The sequence below is a fragment of the Candidatus Methylomirabilota bacterium genome, from assembly GCA_028870115.1.
GTDB lineage: Bacteria > Methylomirabilota > Methylomirabilia > Methylomirabilales > Methylomirabilaceae > Methylomirabilis.
Map to the genome: position 1 here is coordinate 67,450 of JAGWQH010000029.1, position 16,211 is coordinate 83,660.

The window sequence follows — 16,211 nt, forward strand, 5'->3', positions numbered from 1 at the left end:
CCTTCTACCTTCAACCCTGCTCTATGGGGTATCCCGCCTCATCTACCAGCGCCATAATCCTGGAGACTAATGGCGCGGGGATGAACCCATCTTTGCGAACGATGTACTCGGGATAGATCGGAAGCCGCTCTTGCAGGCGAAACCCGAGGGTCGACGTCGCATCGCGCAGCGCTTCAATCTCGGGCCAAGGCGCCTCGGGGTTGATATGGTCCTGCGTGAGGGGCGAAATACCGCCCCAGTCATTGATTCCCGATAAGAGCAGCAAAGGATAGGCGTCCTGGTTCAGATTCGGCGGCGCCTGAAGGTTCATGTCCGGGCCTAAAATCAGGCGCGCCACAGCTACGGTCCGGAGCAGATCAACGAGCGTAGGCTGGGGATAGTCTTGCATTGGGGTGAAGGGCTTCGCGCGGAAATTCTGGACGATGACCTCCTGGATATGGCCGAATCTCCGGTGCAGCGCCTTGATAGCCAACAGGGCATCGATCCGATCCTCAAGGCTCTCGCCGATGCCGATCAGGATCCCGGTGGTAAAGGCGATCTGCAGCCGCCCTGCACTCTCGATGGTTCTGAGCCGACGCAGGGGATGTTTGTCAGGCGAGGAGTGGTGCGGCCCGCCGGGCTGTAGGAGCCGCGTGCTCACCGACTCTAACATCAGACCCATACTGACTGTTGTGTCTCTCAGCATCGTCATCTCGTCGATGTTCATGGTTCCGGGATTGACATGGGGCAGAAGGCCTGTCTCCGCCACTATCCGCTCACACATCCGCGCCAGGTACTCGATCGAACTGCGATGTCCGCGGTCAGCCAGTGCCCGTCTCGCCTCTGGGAAGGCCGTTTCGGGCCTCTCGCCAAGGCTGAAGAGCGCTTCTTTGCACCCGAGGGCGGCCCCGGCCGCGGCGATCGCCAGAACCTCATCCGGCGTCATGAAGCCGTCACCTGGATCGCCAGGATCGCGACGGAAGGCACAATAGCCGCACCGATCGCGGCAGAGGCGGGTCAGCGGGATGAAGACCTTTTTTGAGAAGGTGACCGTCCGACCCTTGCCGCGATCGCGAATGGCGGAGGCAAGTTCCAGAAGACGCCGCAGGTGGCGTCCTTCAGCATGGAGCAACAGGGCGGCCTGTTGGCGAGTGAGCGGTCGGCCGCCGTACACCTGATCGAGCCCGGTCTGAATGGCTGCACTGGTCTCTTCTGGCGACGGCTGCCGGTCCAAGCGCTCCAACAGGCTCGGATCGGTGTTCGGGAGAGTGGTCGGCCCGGCCGTCGGTAAACCCTGCATCAGCGTCTGGACGTCTTCGGGCGACGTCATGGCGTTACTCCATTCTTAAAGCGGTATACGCTCGCGGGGAAGACCGAACGCGGACCTTATAGCATCGGGGACAGACCGTCGTCAATGGCGATCCCGACCGACCGCACCTTGCCCGTTTGCACACAGGAGGTTTTTCTTGCACATCTCGGTATGCTCATTTAGAATTTCATAGGAAGTGGCAACGGATTACAGTTCAGTGTGGACTGGTATCCCATGCGGCGATAGTGTGCCCCTGGGAATGCTCGTCGGTACCACATCCCCCTCACCTGTATCCTCTCCCCCGGTGAGGGAGAGGAGTCTTTTTTGGTGTCCATCGCCCCTTTTGGGGGGAGGGCTGGGGTGAGAGGGAACTGTCGGAATGATGCTGTTGCAATGAGGAATAGAAGTATGATCGAACGATTGGTCAGAGATCTGTTGAAAGAGATCGGTGAGGATCCTGATCGGGAAGGATTGGTCAAGACCCCCGAACGGGTAGAGCGGATGTACGCGTTTCTCACGTCAGGGTACGACAAACGAGTTGACGAGGTCCTGAACGAAGCTGTCTTCCAGGACAACTATGACGAGATCGTCCTGGTCAGGGATATCGATTTCTTCTCGCTGTGCGAGCATCATCTGCTCCCCTTTTTCGGCAAATGCCACGTCGGCTATCTCCCGGATGGCAGGATCGTCGGGTTGAGTAAGCTGGTTCGGTTGGTGGAGATGTACAGTCGTCGGCTCCAGGTACAGGAGCGCCTGACCTCACAGATCGCCAATGCACTCTTAGAGGCGTTGCGACCCCGTGGGGTAGCCGTTGTCATGGAAGCCTATCACCTTTGTATGATGATGCGCGGCGTGGAGAAGCAAAACTGCAAGGCCGTGACCTCCTCAATGCACGGGATCTTCCGCGAGCGGATCGAGAGTCGAAACGAGTTCATGCAGTTGATCCGGTCGCACGCAACATAAAGGAACTGATTGCATCCAGGAGCAAGAGAATACGATTGCGGAACGTGACTCGTCGAGGCTGCCCCGCATTGACCGGAATTGCGTATTCCGTTATTATAAATGAGAAGTGAACTATTCTAGGCGGGATGGAGCCCACAACTCATCGAGGAACCCATGGGTGTTCACGATCACCATATAGAGGCGAAGAAGATCGGGCCGATCCGATACGTGAGGCTCAGCATCACCGATAGCCGCAAGTCGGAAGACGACCACTCAGGCCGACTCATTGAATCGCTCTTCAATGAAGCCGGTCACTGTCAGGTCGCCTCGATGATCCTGAAGAACGATCCGAAAGGCCTGCGGGAGGTCGTGAAGAAGCTGTGTGAAGAGGAGGTTGATCTGATCGTCATGACCGGAGGGACCGGGCTCGGCAAGAAGGATCATACGATTGAAGCGATCAGCCCGGTACTGGATAAGGTGCTGCCCGGTTTTGGCGAGCTGTTCAGGAGTCTGAGCTTCCAGGAGGTCGGGAGCGCCGCCCTGATGAGCCGCGCGCTCTGCGGGATGGCGAAAGGAAAGGTGATTGTGTGTCTGCCGGGTTCAGAGCATGCTGTCCGTCTCGCCCTGACGAAACTCCTGATACCGGAAGCGCAACACCTCGTCTGGCAGGCGGCTCGGTGAGACGGCAGAAGGAGTGAGACATGGCGGAGCAGGAACGGAAGCAAAAGCGCGAGGCCGGCGGTGGCCCACCTGAGGCGGCTGAGCCGAATCCCGAGACCGTAAAAAAGGGGAAGAAGCTTAAGGAGGACCTTGATAAACTGATGGATGAGATCGACGAGGTCCTCGAGGAAAACGCCGAGGAGTTCGTGAAAAGCTACGTTCAGCGCGGCGGAGAATAACCCCGGAGGGCAGTGTCGGTATGCCTATTTATGAGTATCTTTGTTCGAATTGCGGCCGGGTATTCGAAAAACTCGTCCTGAGCCGTGATGTTGTAGTGGAATGTCCACACTGCCCAGGTGCGGCTGTGGAGAAGCAGTTTTCCGCCTTCAGCTTCAAAGGGGAGCAGGGGGGTGTCGGCTCCGGGGTGACGGGAGGCGGGGGCGGGGGTTGCGCGCCAGGCGGGTGAGCCTGCGCCGGCTAACCTCGGCGTGTCCGAGGTAAAGTGAGGGCAGCGGGAATATCCTGACTATTAGCTGTTGGACGCGCATTGACAAGGAGGACTGATCGCTCGATGGTGAGTGGACAAGGTCCCAGGTTACGCGAACCGATTGGCGAAATACTGATCCGGGAGGGTTCCATCACCCGGGATCAGCTCCAGCGCGGGCTGAGCCACCAGCGGGAAATCGGCAAGCGACTGGGCGAGACCCTCGTAGAGCTTGGATATGTCTCGGAAGAGGACATTGTAAAGGCCCTCGCGAAGCAGTTTACCCTTCCCTACCTCTCACTCGCCTCTCTCTCGATTACACCGGCGCCGATCCGGGACCGCCTTTCACTCAGATACCTTCGGGAACACAAGGTCTTCCCTATTGAGATCAAAGACGGCGTGTTGACTGTCGCCATGAGCGACCTGACTGATCCGTATACGCTGGACGACCTTCGGCTGAGCACCGGTCTTGCTGTCACAGTCTGTCTGGCCCAGGAGCGGGAGATTCTCGAAGCGATCGATCAGTCGTATGGTGATGGTCAGACAACGATCGAGAAGATCGTCAAGGAGTACGGCGAGGAGGAGGGCGGGGCGTCCGGCGAGGATCGCGAAGATGTCGATCACTTGCGGGACCTGGCCTCCGAGGCCCCTGTTATCCAACTCGTGAATCACCTCATTACTCGAGCGATCGAGGCTCGCGCCAGCGATATCCACATCGAGCCGTTCGAGGATACACTTCGAATCCGCTACCGGGTAGATGGGGTGCTGCTGGATCAAGAGTCTCCTCCCAAACGGCTGCAACGGGCCGTGATCTCCCGTGTCAAGATCATGGCTAAGATGAATATCGCCGAGCGACGGCTTCCACAGGACGGCCGAATCAGGCTCCAGATCCTGGGTAAGGACCTGGACCTCCGGGTTTCCACGATTCCCACTCTGCACGGTGAGAGCGTGGTGATGCGAATCCTGGATCGCAGCAGCCTCCTCTTGAGCCTGGGGGATATGGGCATGCCTGAAGATATTCGTGTGCAATTCCAGCGACTTATCAGAAAGCCGCATGGTATGATCCTTGTAACCGGCCCGACGGGGAGCGGCAAGACGACGACCCTCTATACGGCGCTGAGCGAGATCAATTCGGCCGATAAGAAGATCATCACCATCGAGGACCCGGTGGAGTACCAGCTCCAGGGGGTCAACCAGATCCATGTCAAGTCGAAGATCGGCCTGACCTTCGCCAGTGGCCTGCGCTCCATTGTCCGTCAGGATCCTGACATCATCATGGTCGGAGAGATCCGCGATGCGGAGACCGCCGACATCGCCATCCATTCGGCGCTGACCGGGCACCTGGTATTCAGCACGCTGCACACGAACGATGCGCCCGGCGCCATCACCCGGCTCCTGGACATGGGCATCGAAAACTACCTGGTCTCCAGCGTCCTGGTAGCGGTCCTGGCTCAACGCCTGGTTCGTGTCATCTGCCCCGAGTGTCGGGAGCCGTACCAGTTGGATGCGGCTGCGATCCGAAAAATGGGGATTAAGACCGAGGTTGATAGAACGCTGCAGATGTTTCGGGGGAAAGGATGCGCCGCCTGTAACTTTACCGGATACCATGGTCGTAGCGGCATCTATGAGTTTTTGGTGATCAACGAAGAGATTCAACGGTTGATTCTGGAGAAGGCCGACTCCAACACAATTCGCCAGAAGGCGATAGCTTTTGGGATGAAGACCCTGTGGGAAGATGGCTGGCTGAAAGTTGAGCAAGGCGTTACCACCCTGGAGGACCTGCTCCGGGTTACCAAGGAGGAAGCGTAAGCAGAGTCACTTTGTGATGCGAGATCGTACGTAATCTTCATCAACAAAGCAGATAGGAGAGCCGCTATCTGCTTTGTTTTTCGGCGAGTTCACGCAACTTATCACGCCCGATTTATGTTGACAGCGTATCGGTAGTTGCTATAGTCGTAAACTTACCGCGTAATGCGGTGTCAATAAAGACGGCACCTGCTATGGGAACGTTTCAATATACCGCCACTGATCGTACTGCCAAGCTTGTTCAGGGGAGCATGGAGGCCGCCGACGAACGGGCGGTCGTGACCTGGCTTCGGGCCAACGGCTATTACCCGATCAAGATCGGACAGGCGGGTGTTGCTGTGGAGGCACGGCCGGCCCTTGCTCGGCTCCCGTTCCGGCTTGCGAGGGGGCCGTCTGCCCAGGATGTCCTGGCCTTCACGCAACAGCTCGCCACATTGCTGGAGGCCGGGATGGAGTTGGACCGGAGTCTGGCGATTCTCCTGGACCTGACCGACAACCAGCGGCTCCGATCAATTCTCCGCGGCATTCTGGTCGATATCCAGGCGGGAAGTCCATTCGCCGACAGTTTGGCCAAACATCCGCGGCTCTTCTCCCGGCTGTACGTCAATATGGTCAAGGCAGGGGAAGCGAGCGGCGTGTTGGAGGTGATTCTCTCGCGGCTGGCCGGGTTTATGGAGCGCTCAAAGGCGGTGCGGGATGAGGTCACGTCGGCCCTCATCTATCCGATTCTGCTGCTCCTCGTCGGTGGCGGCGCTGTGGTGGTGATGATGAACTTCGTGATTCCACGGTTTGCTCAAATCTTTGCCGACACCAAGCAGCTCATGCCGCTACCGACCAGGATGCTGTTAGCGATCAGTGCGTTCACGACCGGCTACTGGTGGGTATTGGTGGGGCTGATTGCCATGGGCTGGATCGGTCTTCGAGCATATCTGCAGACGGAGCAGGGGAAGATGCAGTGGGATCAGTGGAAGTTGGCGCTACCGCTGCTGGGCGGCCTGATTCAGGAGATTGAGGTCTCCCGTTTTGCGCGGACATTCGGGACACTCCTCCAAAGCGGAGTTCCCGTCCTGAACGCCGTCTCTATCGTGAAGGAGACGGTCACTAATCGGGTGATTGCCGCCGCCATGTCCAGGTTGCAGGAGGGGGTGAAGCGGGGCGAAGGAATCAGCGGCCCGTTACGGGCTACTGCTGCCTTTCCCTCTTTTTCCATCCATATGGCCAGGGTCGGAGAAGAGACTGGAAAACTGGAAGAGATGTTGATCAAGGTAGCCGACACCTACGATGAGCGTGTGCGACGGACGGTCAAACGCTTGACCTCGTTGCTGGAGCCGGTCCTGATCCTGGGCCTCGGCCTCATTGTCGGCTTCATCGTGCTCTCAATGTTACTGGCGATATTCAGCATTAATGAGCTTCCGCTGTAGGGGCGGATTCCAAATCCGCCCGCGCGGTGTGCGAGGTGCGAAAGTGAAGTACAAATGGGGTATAGGGCAAAGGAGTTGAGCGTGGAAATTCAGCGATTTGAAGATATCCAGGCATGGCAAGAGGTGCGGAGCGCGAAATCCCCCTACCCCCCCTTTACAAAAAGGAGGCATGGGGGGATTTGGAATGTCGGCCGCGGCGACAGAACCTCGGACTTGCGGCGGGCTGGTTTTACCCTCATCGAGTTGCTGGTCGTCATCATCATCATCGGCCTGCTGGCTGCCCTTGTGGGTCCAAAGCTTTTTGGCAGAGTAGGGAAGGGAAAACAGGCGGCGGCTCAGGCTCAGATCGAGCTATTTGGCGCCGCCCTTGATAACTTTCGCCTCGACGTCGGCCGGTATCCGACCAGCGAAGAAGGGTTGAAGGCGCTCCTGGTCAATCCTGGCGCGATCGAGCACTGGGAAGGGCCCTATCTTAAGAAGCAGGAAGTCCCGCTGGATTCCTGGGGGCACCCCTATATTTATAAGTCTCCGGGGGAGCATGGCGATTACGATATCATCTCCTATGGCGGTGACGGCGTGGCCGGCGGAGATGGAGAGAACCAGGATGTTGTGAGCTGGGCAGGTATCAAGCGGACAGGAGAGCGGGTTGAACAATAGAACGGCGCGGGGAGCGAGTGGATTTACGCTCCTTGAGCTCACCGTGGTGCTGTTTATCCTTGCGCTGGTGACGGCACTGGTCGCGCCGGCCTTTGGCCGCTCGTTCGGACAGGCTCAGCTCAAGGCTGCAACGAGAGATCTCGCTGCTCTGTGCCGGTTTGCCAGAACGCAGGCGATCGCGTATCAGGACGTATTGGAGGTAGTGCTTGATCGGCAAACCAATCGCTATTGGCTTCGGGGACCCGACTGGATTATTGGACGCTTGAGCGGCATCGATCGGGTGGAGACAGTCGAAGATCCCGGACAGCCCTGGCAGGCCCAGATTCGGCAGGCTCGGGTCCGATCCCTCCCGCCCGGCGTAAGCCTGAAGTCCGTTCTTCTCGCCACCGGCCCCCTTCGGTCAGATGAGCGGGGCGTCATCGCCTTCTTCCCACAGGGGAGCTCGACGGGCGGAACGATTGACCTTGCTGACGAGAAGGGGCGAGCATATCGAATTGTTGTGGATTCATCGGTTGGGCTGGTTCGCATTCATGCGGCGACGGACGCCTGAAGTAAGCGCGAGGCGTGAAATCCCCCCGTCCCCCCTTTACAAAAGGGGGATACGGGGGGATTTAGCGTACGGGGCGCGACGTGCGAGGTCAGAGCATGGTTTCACGTTGCTCGAGGTCATCGTCGCGTTGGCTATCCTCGGCATCGGTTTCGCCCTGGCCATGGAGTTACTGGCGACAGGGGTTCGATCAGCGAAGGCGTCCGAAGACTATACCCAGGCGGTCCTGCTGGCTCGGCAGAAGATGGCCGAAATCGCCGTAACGCAAAACTCGGCGGGTTCGGCAGACTCGGGAGAGTTCGGCGGAGGATTCCGTTGGGCCTCTGAGATCCAGCCGCTCGAACAGCAGGAAGAACTCCCCGGCCGGCTCTACAGTGTCCGGGTGCGCGTCAGTTGGCTTAGTCGCCGTGGAGAGAAATCTGTGGACCTTCAGACCCTGAGGATGGCGGTGGATGAGAAGAAGCTCGGGCAGACGGTGACGGCCCAACCATTCGGCGGACGATTGTAATGCAAAAAGAGCGGTGCTTAGCGCAGACTGCGGGGTCCGAACTGCGACGTGCTCGATATGCGGCGCCGCGCGCTACGCACGGTTTTACATTGCTCGAGCTCCTGATCTCCATGACGATTCTCGCCCTGATCTTTGTGGCTGTTTTGGGCGCGGTCCAGATTGGAATCAAGTCGTGGGAGGCCGGCGAAGCGCGAGCCGAGGAGAATCAGCGCAATCGTACCCTTGTCGATACCCTCGTACGAGATCTGGCGATGATCTATCCCTTGCGTGTGAAGGACCAGGACAAGGACGTCGTCGTGTTTCACGGCAAGTCCGATGCTCTTGAGTTTGCCACCCTTCCGCAGATCTATGGGGCCGAACCATTCAGCCACATGATCAGGATCGTGACCTATGCCGTCGAGCCTGACCGGGGGCTGGTGGCCACCGCAAGCTATCCCCTCGCTGCTTCGGCATCGATCCCGATCGAGGATCAAGCCAAACCGCTTGACGAGCGGGTGTCGCTGGCGCGCTTCCGGTATTTGGTGCCGGAAGGGAAACCGGAGGAAAAACTCCCTCCTGTCTGGCGCGATTCCTGGGACCCTTCCCGGGATGAGACGCTTCAGCCCGCATTTCGTGGATCAGCGATCTTTTCCCCTGGGCAGCGCGGATTGAAGGGCTCTGATCGCCTGCCGGTAGCTGTCGAGATCACCCTCACGATTCGACAGACGAGATCACAGGAAGGCCGTGAGTTGATCCTGCCGCCGTTGGTCTTTCCGGTCCAGGTAGGACGGACGCTATGAACAGGTGTGTGGTGCGGGATGAGCGCGGCTTGGCGCTGGCCGTGGTGTTGTGGATCCTGGCATTTCTGGGCGTCGTGTTCACGGCCTTCACCTTTTCGATGCGCACCGAGCTGGCTGCGGCGGGCAACTTCAAGGAGGAGGCGGAGTCTTACTATCTAGCTGAGGCAGGCGTGTACCGGGCGGCGGCGGAGATCATGAATGCCGACCGCAACGTTCCGCCCGACTCTACACTCTATGATGCCCTTGACGAGCATTGGCACACCAATCCGGCCGCCTATGAGAATGTGGCTTTAGGAGGAGGACATTACTGGGTAACAGTCACGGACGAGGAGAGCAGGTTCCCCCTGAACGGCCAGATTACCCCCCAATACGACGCGATGCTCCGTCGGCTGTTCTCCAGCTCGGGCGTGACCGACGACAAGCTGGTCTCCACCATTGTCGATTCGATCCAGGACTGGCGCGACGCCGACAATTTGCATCGCTTAAACGGCGCTGAGGACGACTACTACCTCTCGCTTCCCACTCCATATCGGGCCAAGAACGCTGATTTCGACTCTGTCGAGGAACTACTCCTGGTCAAAGGGATGACCCCGGAGATCCTGTACGGTAACATTACCAACAGGCAGCGACAGGCGGAGTTGGGAGCCCAGCTTCCCTGGGAACGGGATCTCAAGCCAGGTGAATACCTTGGGGTAGCGCGACACCTTTCAGTCTATAGCTCCGGTCAGGTAAATGTCAACACAGCCAGTCCGGAAGTGTTGATGACATTGGGGCTGACGGCGGCGGAGGTCAAGGCCGTTCTCGACCGGCGCACCCAACTTCCGTTTAAGAACCCGACAGAGTTCACCAGTCTCATCACCTCCATCTCCGGGGGCAGTCGGCAGGGGTTTGCGATGGTGCCTGGAGGCCAGCCGGGTCCAGCGAACCCGCAGCAGATTTTCGCGCTGCTTAGTCAGACGGCCACCGTAAGCTCGAAAAACTTCGCCGTAGACTCGGCTGCGCGGATAACAGGATCGAGACTGACGGTTCGCGTGGCGGCTATCCTGCGAAACGACGGGATGCCTGGCCGGCCGAAGCTCTCGATCAAGCAGTGGAGCCTGGACCCACGGCAGGCCGCCTCATGAGGCTCGATGAGCTGATCCCGAAGCCGAAGGTCGGCCTGGGTATCGACCTCCGAGGCGGCCAGCTCTGCCATGCCTTGTTAAGCAAGGCGTTTGGGCGGATTCAGCTCCTCGATTGGGGCATTGAAGAACTGCCGGTCGAAGAGCAAGACAGGCCGAAAGTCCTCACGGAGAAGCTGGTCCAGCTTTGGACTCGGCTGCCCAAACGCCCGACGTTCGTCACGGTCGGCCTGCCGCGGCGTCTTGTCACCATGCGCTCAGTGAGCATGCCGGCGGTAGGCGAGGAGGAACTGAAGGGGATCCTGGAGTACGAGGTTGAGCGATATATCCCGTTCCCCCCCGAGGAGGTTCAGTACGACTTCCAGGTGCTCGAGCGCGACGCCGAAAAGGCCATCGTCCTGCTGGCCGCCGCCAGGAAAGAGGAGATCAGTCGGTATCTGGCCTTTCTGGAGGAGGCGGGGATCAAACCGACTGCTTTTGGTGTCTCGGCGTTCGCATCGCTCAACACTCTCCTCTTCAACCAGGAGCGCGACGCGGAGCCTCTGAGGACCCTGATCGATCTGCGGGACGGGGAGGCCGAGTTGGGTCTGGCCAAGAATGGCATCCTTCGATATTCCCGATACTTGACCTTGGGCCCAACCGCACCGCTCGACCTGCTGATGCCGGAGATCTCCACTCTGCTTGCTCACCTCGAAACCAACGGCGGCCAGCACGCAGGGCGAATTGCCATCGCCGGACCGGGCGCGGGCAGGGGGGAGGGGGACCTATTGCACCACTTGGCCGAACGGACCGGTCTTGAGGTGGAGTTTCTCCAACCCTTCCAGCGGATCAAGGCCAGCGGCGTGGATCCGCAGGTGGCCCATTTTCTCGGGGCGGCTGTCGGACTGGCGCTTCACGGGCTCGTCACGCTTCCGGTCGATATCGACCTGCTCCCCAAAGAGCTGGCTCCCCCTCGCCGCGACCCCAGTCTTGCGGTGACCATTCGGCTTGTGGCGCTTGTTGTGGCCTTGGGCCTCGCGTATCTGGTGAACGGCGCGATCCGGGAGCACCGGGCACTGGCAGAGCTGACTGCCACACTGAATCGGGTACAAGCGGAGGCGGCCAAAGTAGATCAGCTCAAGGGGGAGGTGGCGTCGCTGCGCAGCAAGATCGCCACCTTGGATAAGATCGACCGGGAGGAGGTCAGGAAGCTGGATGTGCTCAAGGAGCTTGTTCAGGTCCTGCCTAAAGGCGTGACCCTGACGCTCTTCTCAGTGGACGGGCGGGAGGCGCGAGTGGGCGGCTCCATTACCGGCTCAGCTTCGGACCTGATCTCGATTCTGGAGCAGTCACCGGTCTTTGAAAACGTGCAGTTCACCTCGCCGGTGGCAAGCCGCGCGGAGAGCCAGGACTTCCAGATTAAGATGCACCTCGAGGCGAAAAAGGAGAAGCGGCCATGACGGTTTCCGGACGCGAGCGCTGGTCGCTGATGGCTGGCGGCGCCGTTCTGGTGGCCTTCCTCGTGATCAACTACGTGATCGCTCCTGCCGTTTCACGTCAGATGGCGGTCCGCAGCGAGCACCGGGAGAAGCTCCAGGCCCTTGAACGCTTCCAAACGGTGGTGGAGGGCAGACGGAGGTATGAGAGGAAGTTCGCTGAAGCCGAAAAGTTCTTCACGCAACTGCAGGCTCGACTGCTGCCGGGCGAAAAACTCACGCTGGCGGCGGCCGATCTTCAGGCGATGCTGCACAAAGCAGCGGGCGAGAGCGGCGTGACAATTGTGAGTGAGAGCATCCAGCCGCCAAAAAAGGCAGAGGGGTTCACGCAGGTCTCAGTCGAACTGTCCTTGAATGCCGACCTCAAGAAGCTGCGCGACTTTCTGTACAGGATCGAGAGCGCGTCCAAGCTGCTCATTATCCCCAAGCTTCAGGTGAACGCCTCCTTCCCCAGGCCAGGGGCCGAGCTTCAGGTGACGGTGGTGGTCAGCGGATACACCATGGGGTTGGAGGAAAAAAGCGCCGGTGCGTAGACCGCTACAGCTGTTGAATCTCGCCTTGGGTCTCGTCGCGGTGCTGATTGCCGTCGCCGTCGTGAAGACGTGGGTTTCTCCAGTTGCTCCGATCCCAAGCTCCTCCACCGCGATGACATCGCAAGACACGGAGGTGCTCGCCTATAGCCAGAGCGCTCGCCCTCCAGTCAACCAGTTCGACGTCTTGCTTGACAAGAATCCATTCAAGCAGCCGCCGCCTATGCCGGCACAGGCGTCTGCTGTTGCGCCTCCGCCGCCACTTCCGACGCTGGTGGGCACCATCCTGGTCGATCAGGAACGCCGAGCGATCTTGAGTGATAAAGGGAAAGCGAATATCTACTCTACGGGTCAGGGGGTGGCAGGAGGGGTGATTACCGAGATCAAGGAAGATCGGATTCTTTTCAAGCGCGGCGATACGGCGCAAGAGATTATGCTGAAGGCCGCCATTGAGTCAGGCGCCGCGCCTCCCGCACGGACAGGAGCGCCTGTTGCCGGTCAGACTGTTGGCGCCGGACTGTCGTTCAGGCCGGCTCAGCCCACGTCGCCGCCTTCCTCCAGTGGCGAACCTGCTGACAAAACAGAGCTGCTTAGGCGGAGGCAGGAGAGACAGCAGTTGCGCGAGCAGCGGAGAGGGCTACGGGGCAAGGAGTAACGCTAACCTATACCCACAAGAGGGGTAGGAGTGGCTGTAACGCCCCTACTACTACGGCCCTGAATCCACGAATACAAGGAAGGAGGGAGTATTGGCTACCCGAAGCGCTGGTCCTGTAATCTTGGCGATCGCGGTCTTTTTCCCCGCGTGTGCCCTGTTTAACGCGTTGGGACGAACCAGTCTGGAGCCCGAGGCGGCGCCCGTAAAGATTGAGGCGGCCCCGCAAGCTCCCGCGCCGGTTTCTGGGATTGCGGCCGCTGCAACAGCACCTGTGCCGCAAGGCCAAGAACAACAGCAAGAAGAGGTCGAAGAAGAAGAGACGCTGGAGCCACAGGAGTTGCCGAAGGAGGAGCCGATGCCGGGTTCGGCATCCCTTATCGGGGCAAAAGAAGGCGCCCCAACGCTCCCGGAGGCACCGAAAGCCGCTCCTAGTCCCGCTCCCGCGATGCCGACCGTGCAGCCGGGACGGCCACAGTATGTCTCTCTGAACTTTGACAACGCCGACCTGGAACTGGTCATTCGGTCGATTGCCGACATCACCGGGATCAACTTCATCATCGGCCCTGGTGTCAAGGCGAACATCACGATGCGGACGACAACCAGGGTGCCATCAACCGAGGTCTTTTCCATTCTGGAATCGGTGCTGGAGGTGAATAACCTGGCTGCGGTGAAGGAGGGTTCGTACTACAAAATTGTCCCGATCGCCGTCGCCCAGCAGGAGCCGCAGGACGTGCAAGTGGGGAAAGAGCGCGCTGAGGAGCGCGAGCGGTATGTCACCCAGATTGTCCATCTCGACCATCTGTCCGCTGAAGAGATGGCAAAGATTCTTCAGTCGTTTCTAGCTAAAGGGGCCAAGCTGGTCGTGCACAAAGAGACCAACAGTCTGATCATCGCCGGCTTTAGCTCAACCATCAAGAGGCTGCTTGATACCATCAAGGCCCTGGACATTCCATCCAAGCGGGACAATATCCAGCGAATCTTCGTCTATTTCGTGGAGAATGCCAAGGCCGTCGAGCTGGCGAATACCCTCAACACCCTGTACGGCCGCCGAGACCTCGTGCGGGGCGCAGCTCCTGGGGCTCGACCCGGCCAGCCGTCCGCAAGACCTGGCGTTGGCGCGCCATCATCACCGTTTTCTCCACCTCCACCCGCCCCTGGCCCGCCCCCGGCTCCTGGCCAGCCGTCGCCTCCACCAGGAGCAGCCACCTTCGCCTCCGCGCCAGGAGCCCTCCTCCCGCCTGGTGCTGAGGCAGCGCCGGGCGAAGTGGTTGGCGACGTGACCATCGTGTCCGATGAGGCGACCAATGCGCTGATCGTTAAGACCTCTCCGCGCAACTACGAAATCATCGAGGTGACGATCAAGAAGCTCGACATCGTCCCCAAGCAGGTGATCATCGAAGCGCTGCTGGCTGAGGTGACGTTGACCGACAGCCTCCAGTTCAGCTTGGAAGCGTTTGTGAAGACCGGCTCCTTCGTCTTCCAGCAGGTCGCTCCAGGAGGGCCTGCCCTGTCAGGGCTCAAAAGTATTATCGGCGCGACGCCTGGTCAGTTCATCGATGGTGCCCAAGGTTTCACCTTTACATTCGTCCAGGGCGATAAGTACAGGACATTTTTGAATAACGTGGCCGCGTATACCAAGGTGAATATCCTGGCCGCCCCACACCTGCTTACGGCTAACAATAAAGAAGCCAAGCTCCAGATCGGTTCGGAGGTGCCAATCATCACGAATGAGCAATCAAGCCTTACGAACGTTTCGCAGTCTACAGTTACACCGGGTGGCGTCTTCCGGACGATTCAGCAGAAGGACATCGGCATCCTGCTTGGCATCAAACCCCACATCAATGAGAAGCGGCTTGTGACCCTGGACATCGAGACAGAGCAGACAGACATCCTGTCGGAAAGCTTCGGGTCCACCGGTTCACCCGCCTTCAGCAAGAGGGCATCAAAGACGTCCGTCGTCATCGAGGACGGCCAGTCGCTGGTGCTGGGCGGGATCATTCAGAACCGGGTGGAAAAAACCCATACCGGGATCCCGTTCTTGAGCCGCCTCCCGCTTCTGGGCTACCTCTTCCGAAACACCAGCGACAGCATGACGAAGACCGAGTTGCTGATCCTAGTCACACCGCATGTGATCAGCAGCCCGGAAGAAGGAAAGGCCCTCACGGACCAGTTCGAGCATCGGATCGAATCGGTCGAGCCGCTGCTGAAGTCGCTTCCGAAGACATCACCCTCCGGGCTCGCCCAGTAGCCAGTGAAGGTACCGGGTGCGAACTGCGGAGGGGCGCTGTTGCTGCGCCCGGGGTAGGGGGTGAAGCCCAGGAGTAATCCTATCAATCGTGAATCTTGCTTAGATAGAAGGAGGATATCATGACTCGATCAACCAGCGTCCTGGTGCTGGCAATAGTTTTGTATGTTGCGGTCCCGGCGGCCGCGCAACAAACGCCGCCACCGGCTGTTGCACCACAGGTGCCGCCACCGGCGGCTGCGCAGCAAGCGCCAACGCCTGCCGTTGCGCAGCAAGCGCCAACACCGGCAGCAGTTACCCCGACTCGCCAGGCATTTCAGACACTTACGCCGGACATGACGCGGGAACAGGTGTCGAAGCTCGTCAATTCACCGGGTCCCTTGGACCTCAAGCAGGAGGTGTGGGGCCGCTGGGTGCCTGGTACAAAGCCGGGACAAATGGAGATCCTGAGGGTCCACTTTTTTGACAATCGGGTCTTCTGGATCGAATACGATGCTTTTGGCGATTCGTGGCTTCGGGAGGAAAAGGGCGGCTGCGCCGACTGGGTGAAGGCGCCGATCAATCGTATGAAGGAAGAGCTTAAGATCAAAGGGCTCAAGATCAAATAGGTCTCATCGCCCTCGCAGGGTATGAGTAGCATGTCAAGATCTCCGGTGTTTGTAGCAACTGACCTGTGTCCGATTGTCGGAAGTGGTCCTCAACACCGACACCTACCATCTGATCGACGATGTGAGGACTATCCCGAGCGCACCGTTGCGGTCAACGCGACCGCGGTCAAGGGTAGCGCCGGCCTCCACCGGTGTGAGGTTGGAGCGTGAGGAACGACTGCCAGGTGCTCGTGGTCGGGGCGGGCATCACCGGGCTCATGATCGCTCGGGAGTTGGTCCGACGGGGGGCTGACCGGATCCTGATCCTCGAAAAGGAGCCCGGCGTGGGGGCGCATGCGAGCGGGCGCAACAGTGGGGTGCTGCACGCCGGCCTCTATTACACGCCCGACACGCTCAAAGCGCGCTTCTGCATTGAAGGTAACCGGCAGATGAAGGCGTTCTGCCGCGACAAGGGCCTGCCCGTCGTGGAGACCGGGAAGGTCGTC

The 16,211-nt window shown here is 59.5% G+C and carries 18 protein-coding genes; 17 read left to right on the forward strand and 1 reads right to left on the reverse strand.

All coding sequences use genetic code 11. From position 1 onward, the window contains the following. Window positions 1-10: 10 nt before the first annotated feature. Window positions 11-1,309 (reverse strand): 7,8-didemethyl-8-hydroxy-5-deazariboflavin synthase CofG, encoded by a 1,299-nt coding sequence (cofG, locus tag KGL31_03045; GenBank protein ID MDE2320882.1) that lies wholly within the window; start codon window positions 1,307-1,309, stop codon window positions 11-13. Window positions 1,310-1,696: 387 nt separating this feature from the next. Here cofG and folE point away from each other — a divergent pair, with 387 nt between their 5' ends. The 17 genes from folE to KGL31_03130 all read left to right on the forward strand — a co-directional run. After that, on the forward strand, window positions 1,697-2,251 hold the full coding sequence (gene folE / locus KGL31_03050) for a GTP cyclohydrolase I FolE (GenBank protein MDE2320883.1): 555 nt from the start codon (window positions 1,697-1,699) through the stop codon (window positions 2,249-2,251). A 153-nt stretch (window positions 2,252-2,404) separates the two neighbouring features. Next, window positions 2,405-2,911 (forward strand): molybdenum cofactor biosynthesis protein MoaB, encoded by a 507-nt coding sequence (locus tag KGL31_03055; protein MDE2320884.1) that lies wholly within the window; start codon window positions 2,405-2,407, stop codon window positions 2,909-2,911. A gap of 20 nt (window positions 2,912-2,931) precedes the next feature. After that, window positions 2,932-3,129 carry a ubiquitin-like protein Pup gene (locus KGL31_03060; protein ID MDE2320885.1) on the forward strand — a complete coding sequence of 66 codons (198 nt, stop codon included), beginning with the start codon at window positions 2,932-2,934 and terminating at the stop codon, window positions 3,127-3,129. Between the two features lie 20 nt (window positions 3,130-3,149). Then, on the forward strand, window positions 3,150-3,356 hold the full coding sequence (locus KGL31_03065) for a zinc ribbon domain-containing protein (protein ID MDE2320886.1): 207 nt from the start codon (window positions 3,150-3,152) through the stop codon (window positions 3,354-3,356). 105 nt (window positions 3,357-3,461) lie between these two features. Next, window positions 3,462-5,183 (forward strand): type II secretion system ATPase GspE, encoded by a 1,722-nt coding sequence (gspE, locus tag KGL31_03070; GenBank protein MDE2320887.1) that lies wholly within the window; start codon window positions 3,462-3,464, stop codon window positions 5,181-5,183. A 191-nt stretch (window positions 5,184-5,374) separates the two neighbouring features. Continuing rightward, window positions 5,375-6,601, forward strand: a complete 1,227-nt coding sequence (locus tag KGL31_03075) for a type II secretion system F family protein (protein MDE2320888.1) — start codon at window positions 5,375-5,377, stop codon at window positions 6,599-6,601. A gap of 54 nt (window positions 6,602-6,655) precedes the next feature. After that, window positions 6,656-7,258, forward strand: a complete 603-nt coding sequence (gene gspG, locus KGL31_03080; GenBank protein ID MDE2320889.1) for a type II secretion system major pseudopilin GspG — start codon at window positions 6,656-6,658, stop codon at window positions 7,256-7,258. Next, the gene (locus tag KGL31_03085; GenBank protein MDE2320890.1) at window positions 7,248-7,808 is read left to right on the forward strand and encodes a GspH/FimT family pseudopilin; all 561 of its coding nucleotides are present in this window, start codon (window positions 7,248-7,250) and stop codon (window positions 7,806-7,808) included. The genes gspG and KGL31_03085 overlap by 11 nt, the downstream gene beginning before the upstream one ends. 106 nt (window positions 7,809-7,914) lie before the next feature. Further along, a complete protein-coding gene (locus tag KGL31_03090) occupies window positions 7,915-8,313 on the forward strand; it encodes a hypothetical protein (protein MDE2320891.1) in 399 nt (132 codons plus the stop codon). Further along, on the forward strand, window positions 8,313-9,092 hold the full coding sequence (locus tag KGL31_03095) for a prepilin-type N-terminal cleavage/methylation domain-containing protein (GenBank protein ID MDE2320892.1): 780 nt from the start codon (window positions 8,313-8,315) through the stop codon (window positions 9,090-9,092). Before KGL31_03090 ends, KGL31_03095 begins: the two co-directional genes overlap by 1 nt. Beyond that, on the forward strand, window positions 9,089-10,216 hold the full coding sequence (locus KGL31_03100) for a general secretion pathway protein GspK (protein ID MDE2320893.1): 1,128 nt from the start codon (window positions 9,089-9,091) through the stop codon (window positions 10,214-10,216). The genes KGL31_03095 and KGL31_03100 overlap by 4 nt, the downstream gene beginning before the upstream one ends. Continuing rightward, window positions 10,213-11,652: a pilus assembly protein PilM gene (pilM, locus tag KGL31_03105; protein ID MDE2320894.1), complete on the forward strand. Its 1,440-nt coding sequence runs from the start codon at window positions 10,213-10,215 to the stop codon at window positions 11,650-11,652. The genes KGL31_03100 and pilM overlap by 4 nt, the downstream gene beginning before the upstream one ends. After that, complete coding sequence (locus KGL31_03110) at window positions 11,649-12,221, forward strand: hypothetical protein (protein ID MDE2320895.1); 573 nt, start codon at window positions 11,649-11,651, stop codon at window positions 12,219-12,221. Before pilM ends, KGL31_03110 begins: the two co-directional genes overlap by 4 nt. After that, complete coding sequence (locus tag KGL31_03115; GenBank protein MDE2320896.1) at window positions 12,214-12,873, forward strand: hypothetical protein; 660 nt, start codon at window positions 12,214-12,216, stop codon at window positions 12,871-12,873. Before KGL31_03110 ends, KGL31_03115 begins: the two co-directional genes overlap by 8 nt. Before the next feature lie 91 nt (window positions 12,874-12,964). After that, window positions 12,965-15,121 (forward strand): hypothetical protein, encoded by a 2,157-nt coding sequence (locus KGL31_03120; GenBank protein MDE2320897.1) that lies wholly within the window; start codon window positions 12,965-12,967, stop codon window positions 15,119-15,121. Between the two features lie 119 nt (window positions 15,122-15,240). Further along, on the forward strand, window positions 15,241-15,726 hold the full coding sequence (locus KGL31_03125) for a hypothetical protein (protein MDE2320898.1): 486 nt from the start codon (window positions 15,241-15,243) through the stop codon (window positions 15,724-15,726). Window positions 15,727-15,983: 257 nt separating this feature from the next. Beyond that, window positions 15,984-16,211, forward strand: a 228-nt coding sequence (locus KGL31_03130) for an FAD-dependent oxidoreductase (GenBank protein MDE2320899.1), incomplete at its 3' end; no start/stop codon positions are given.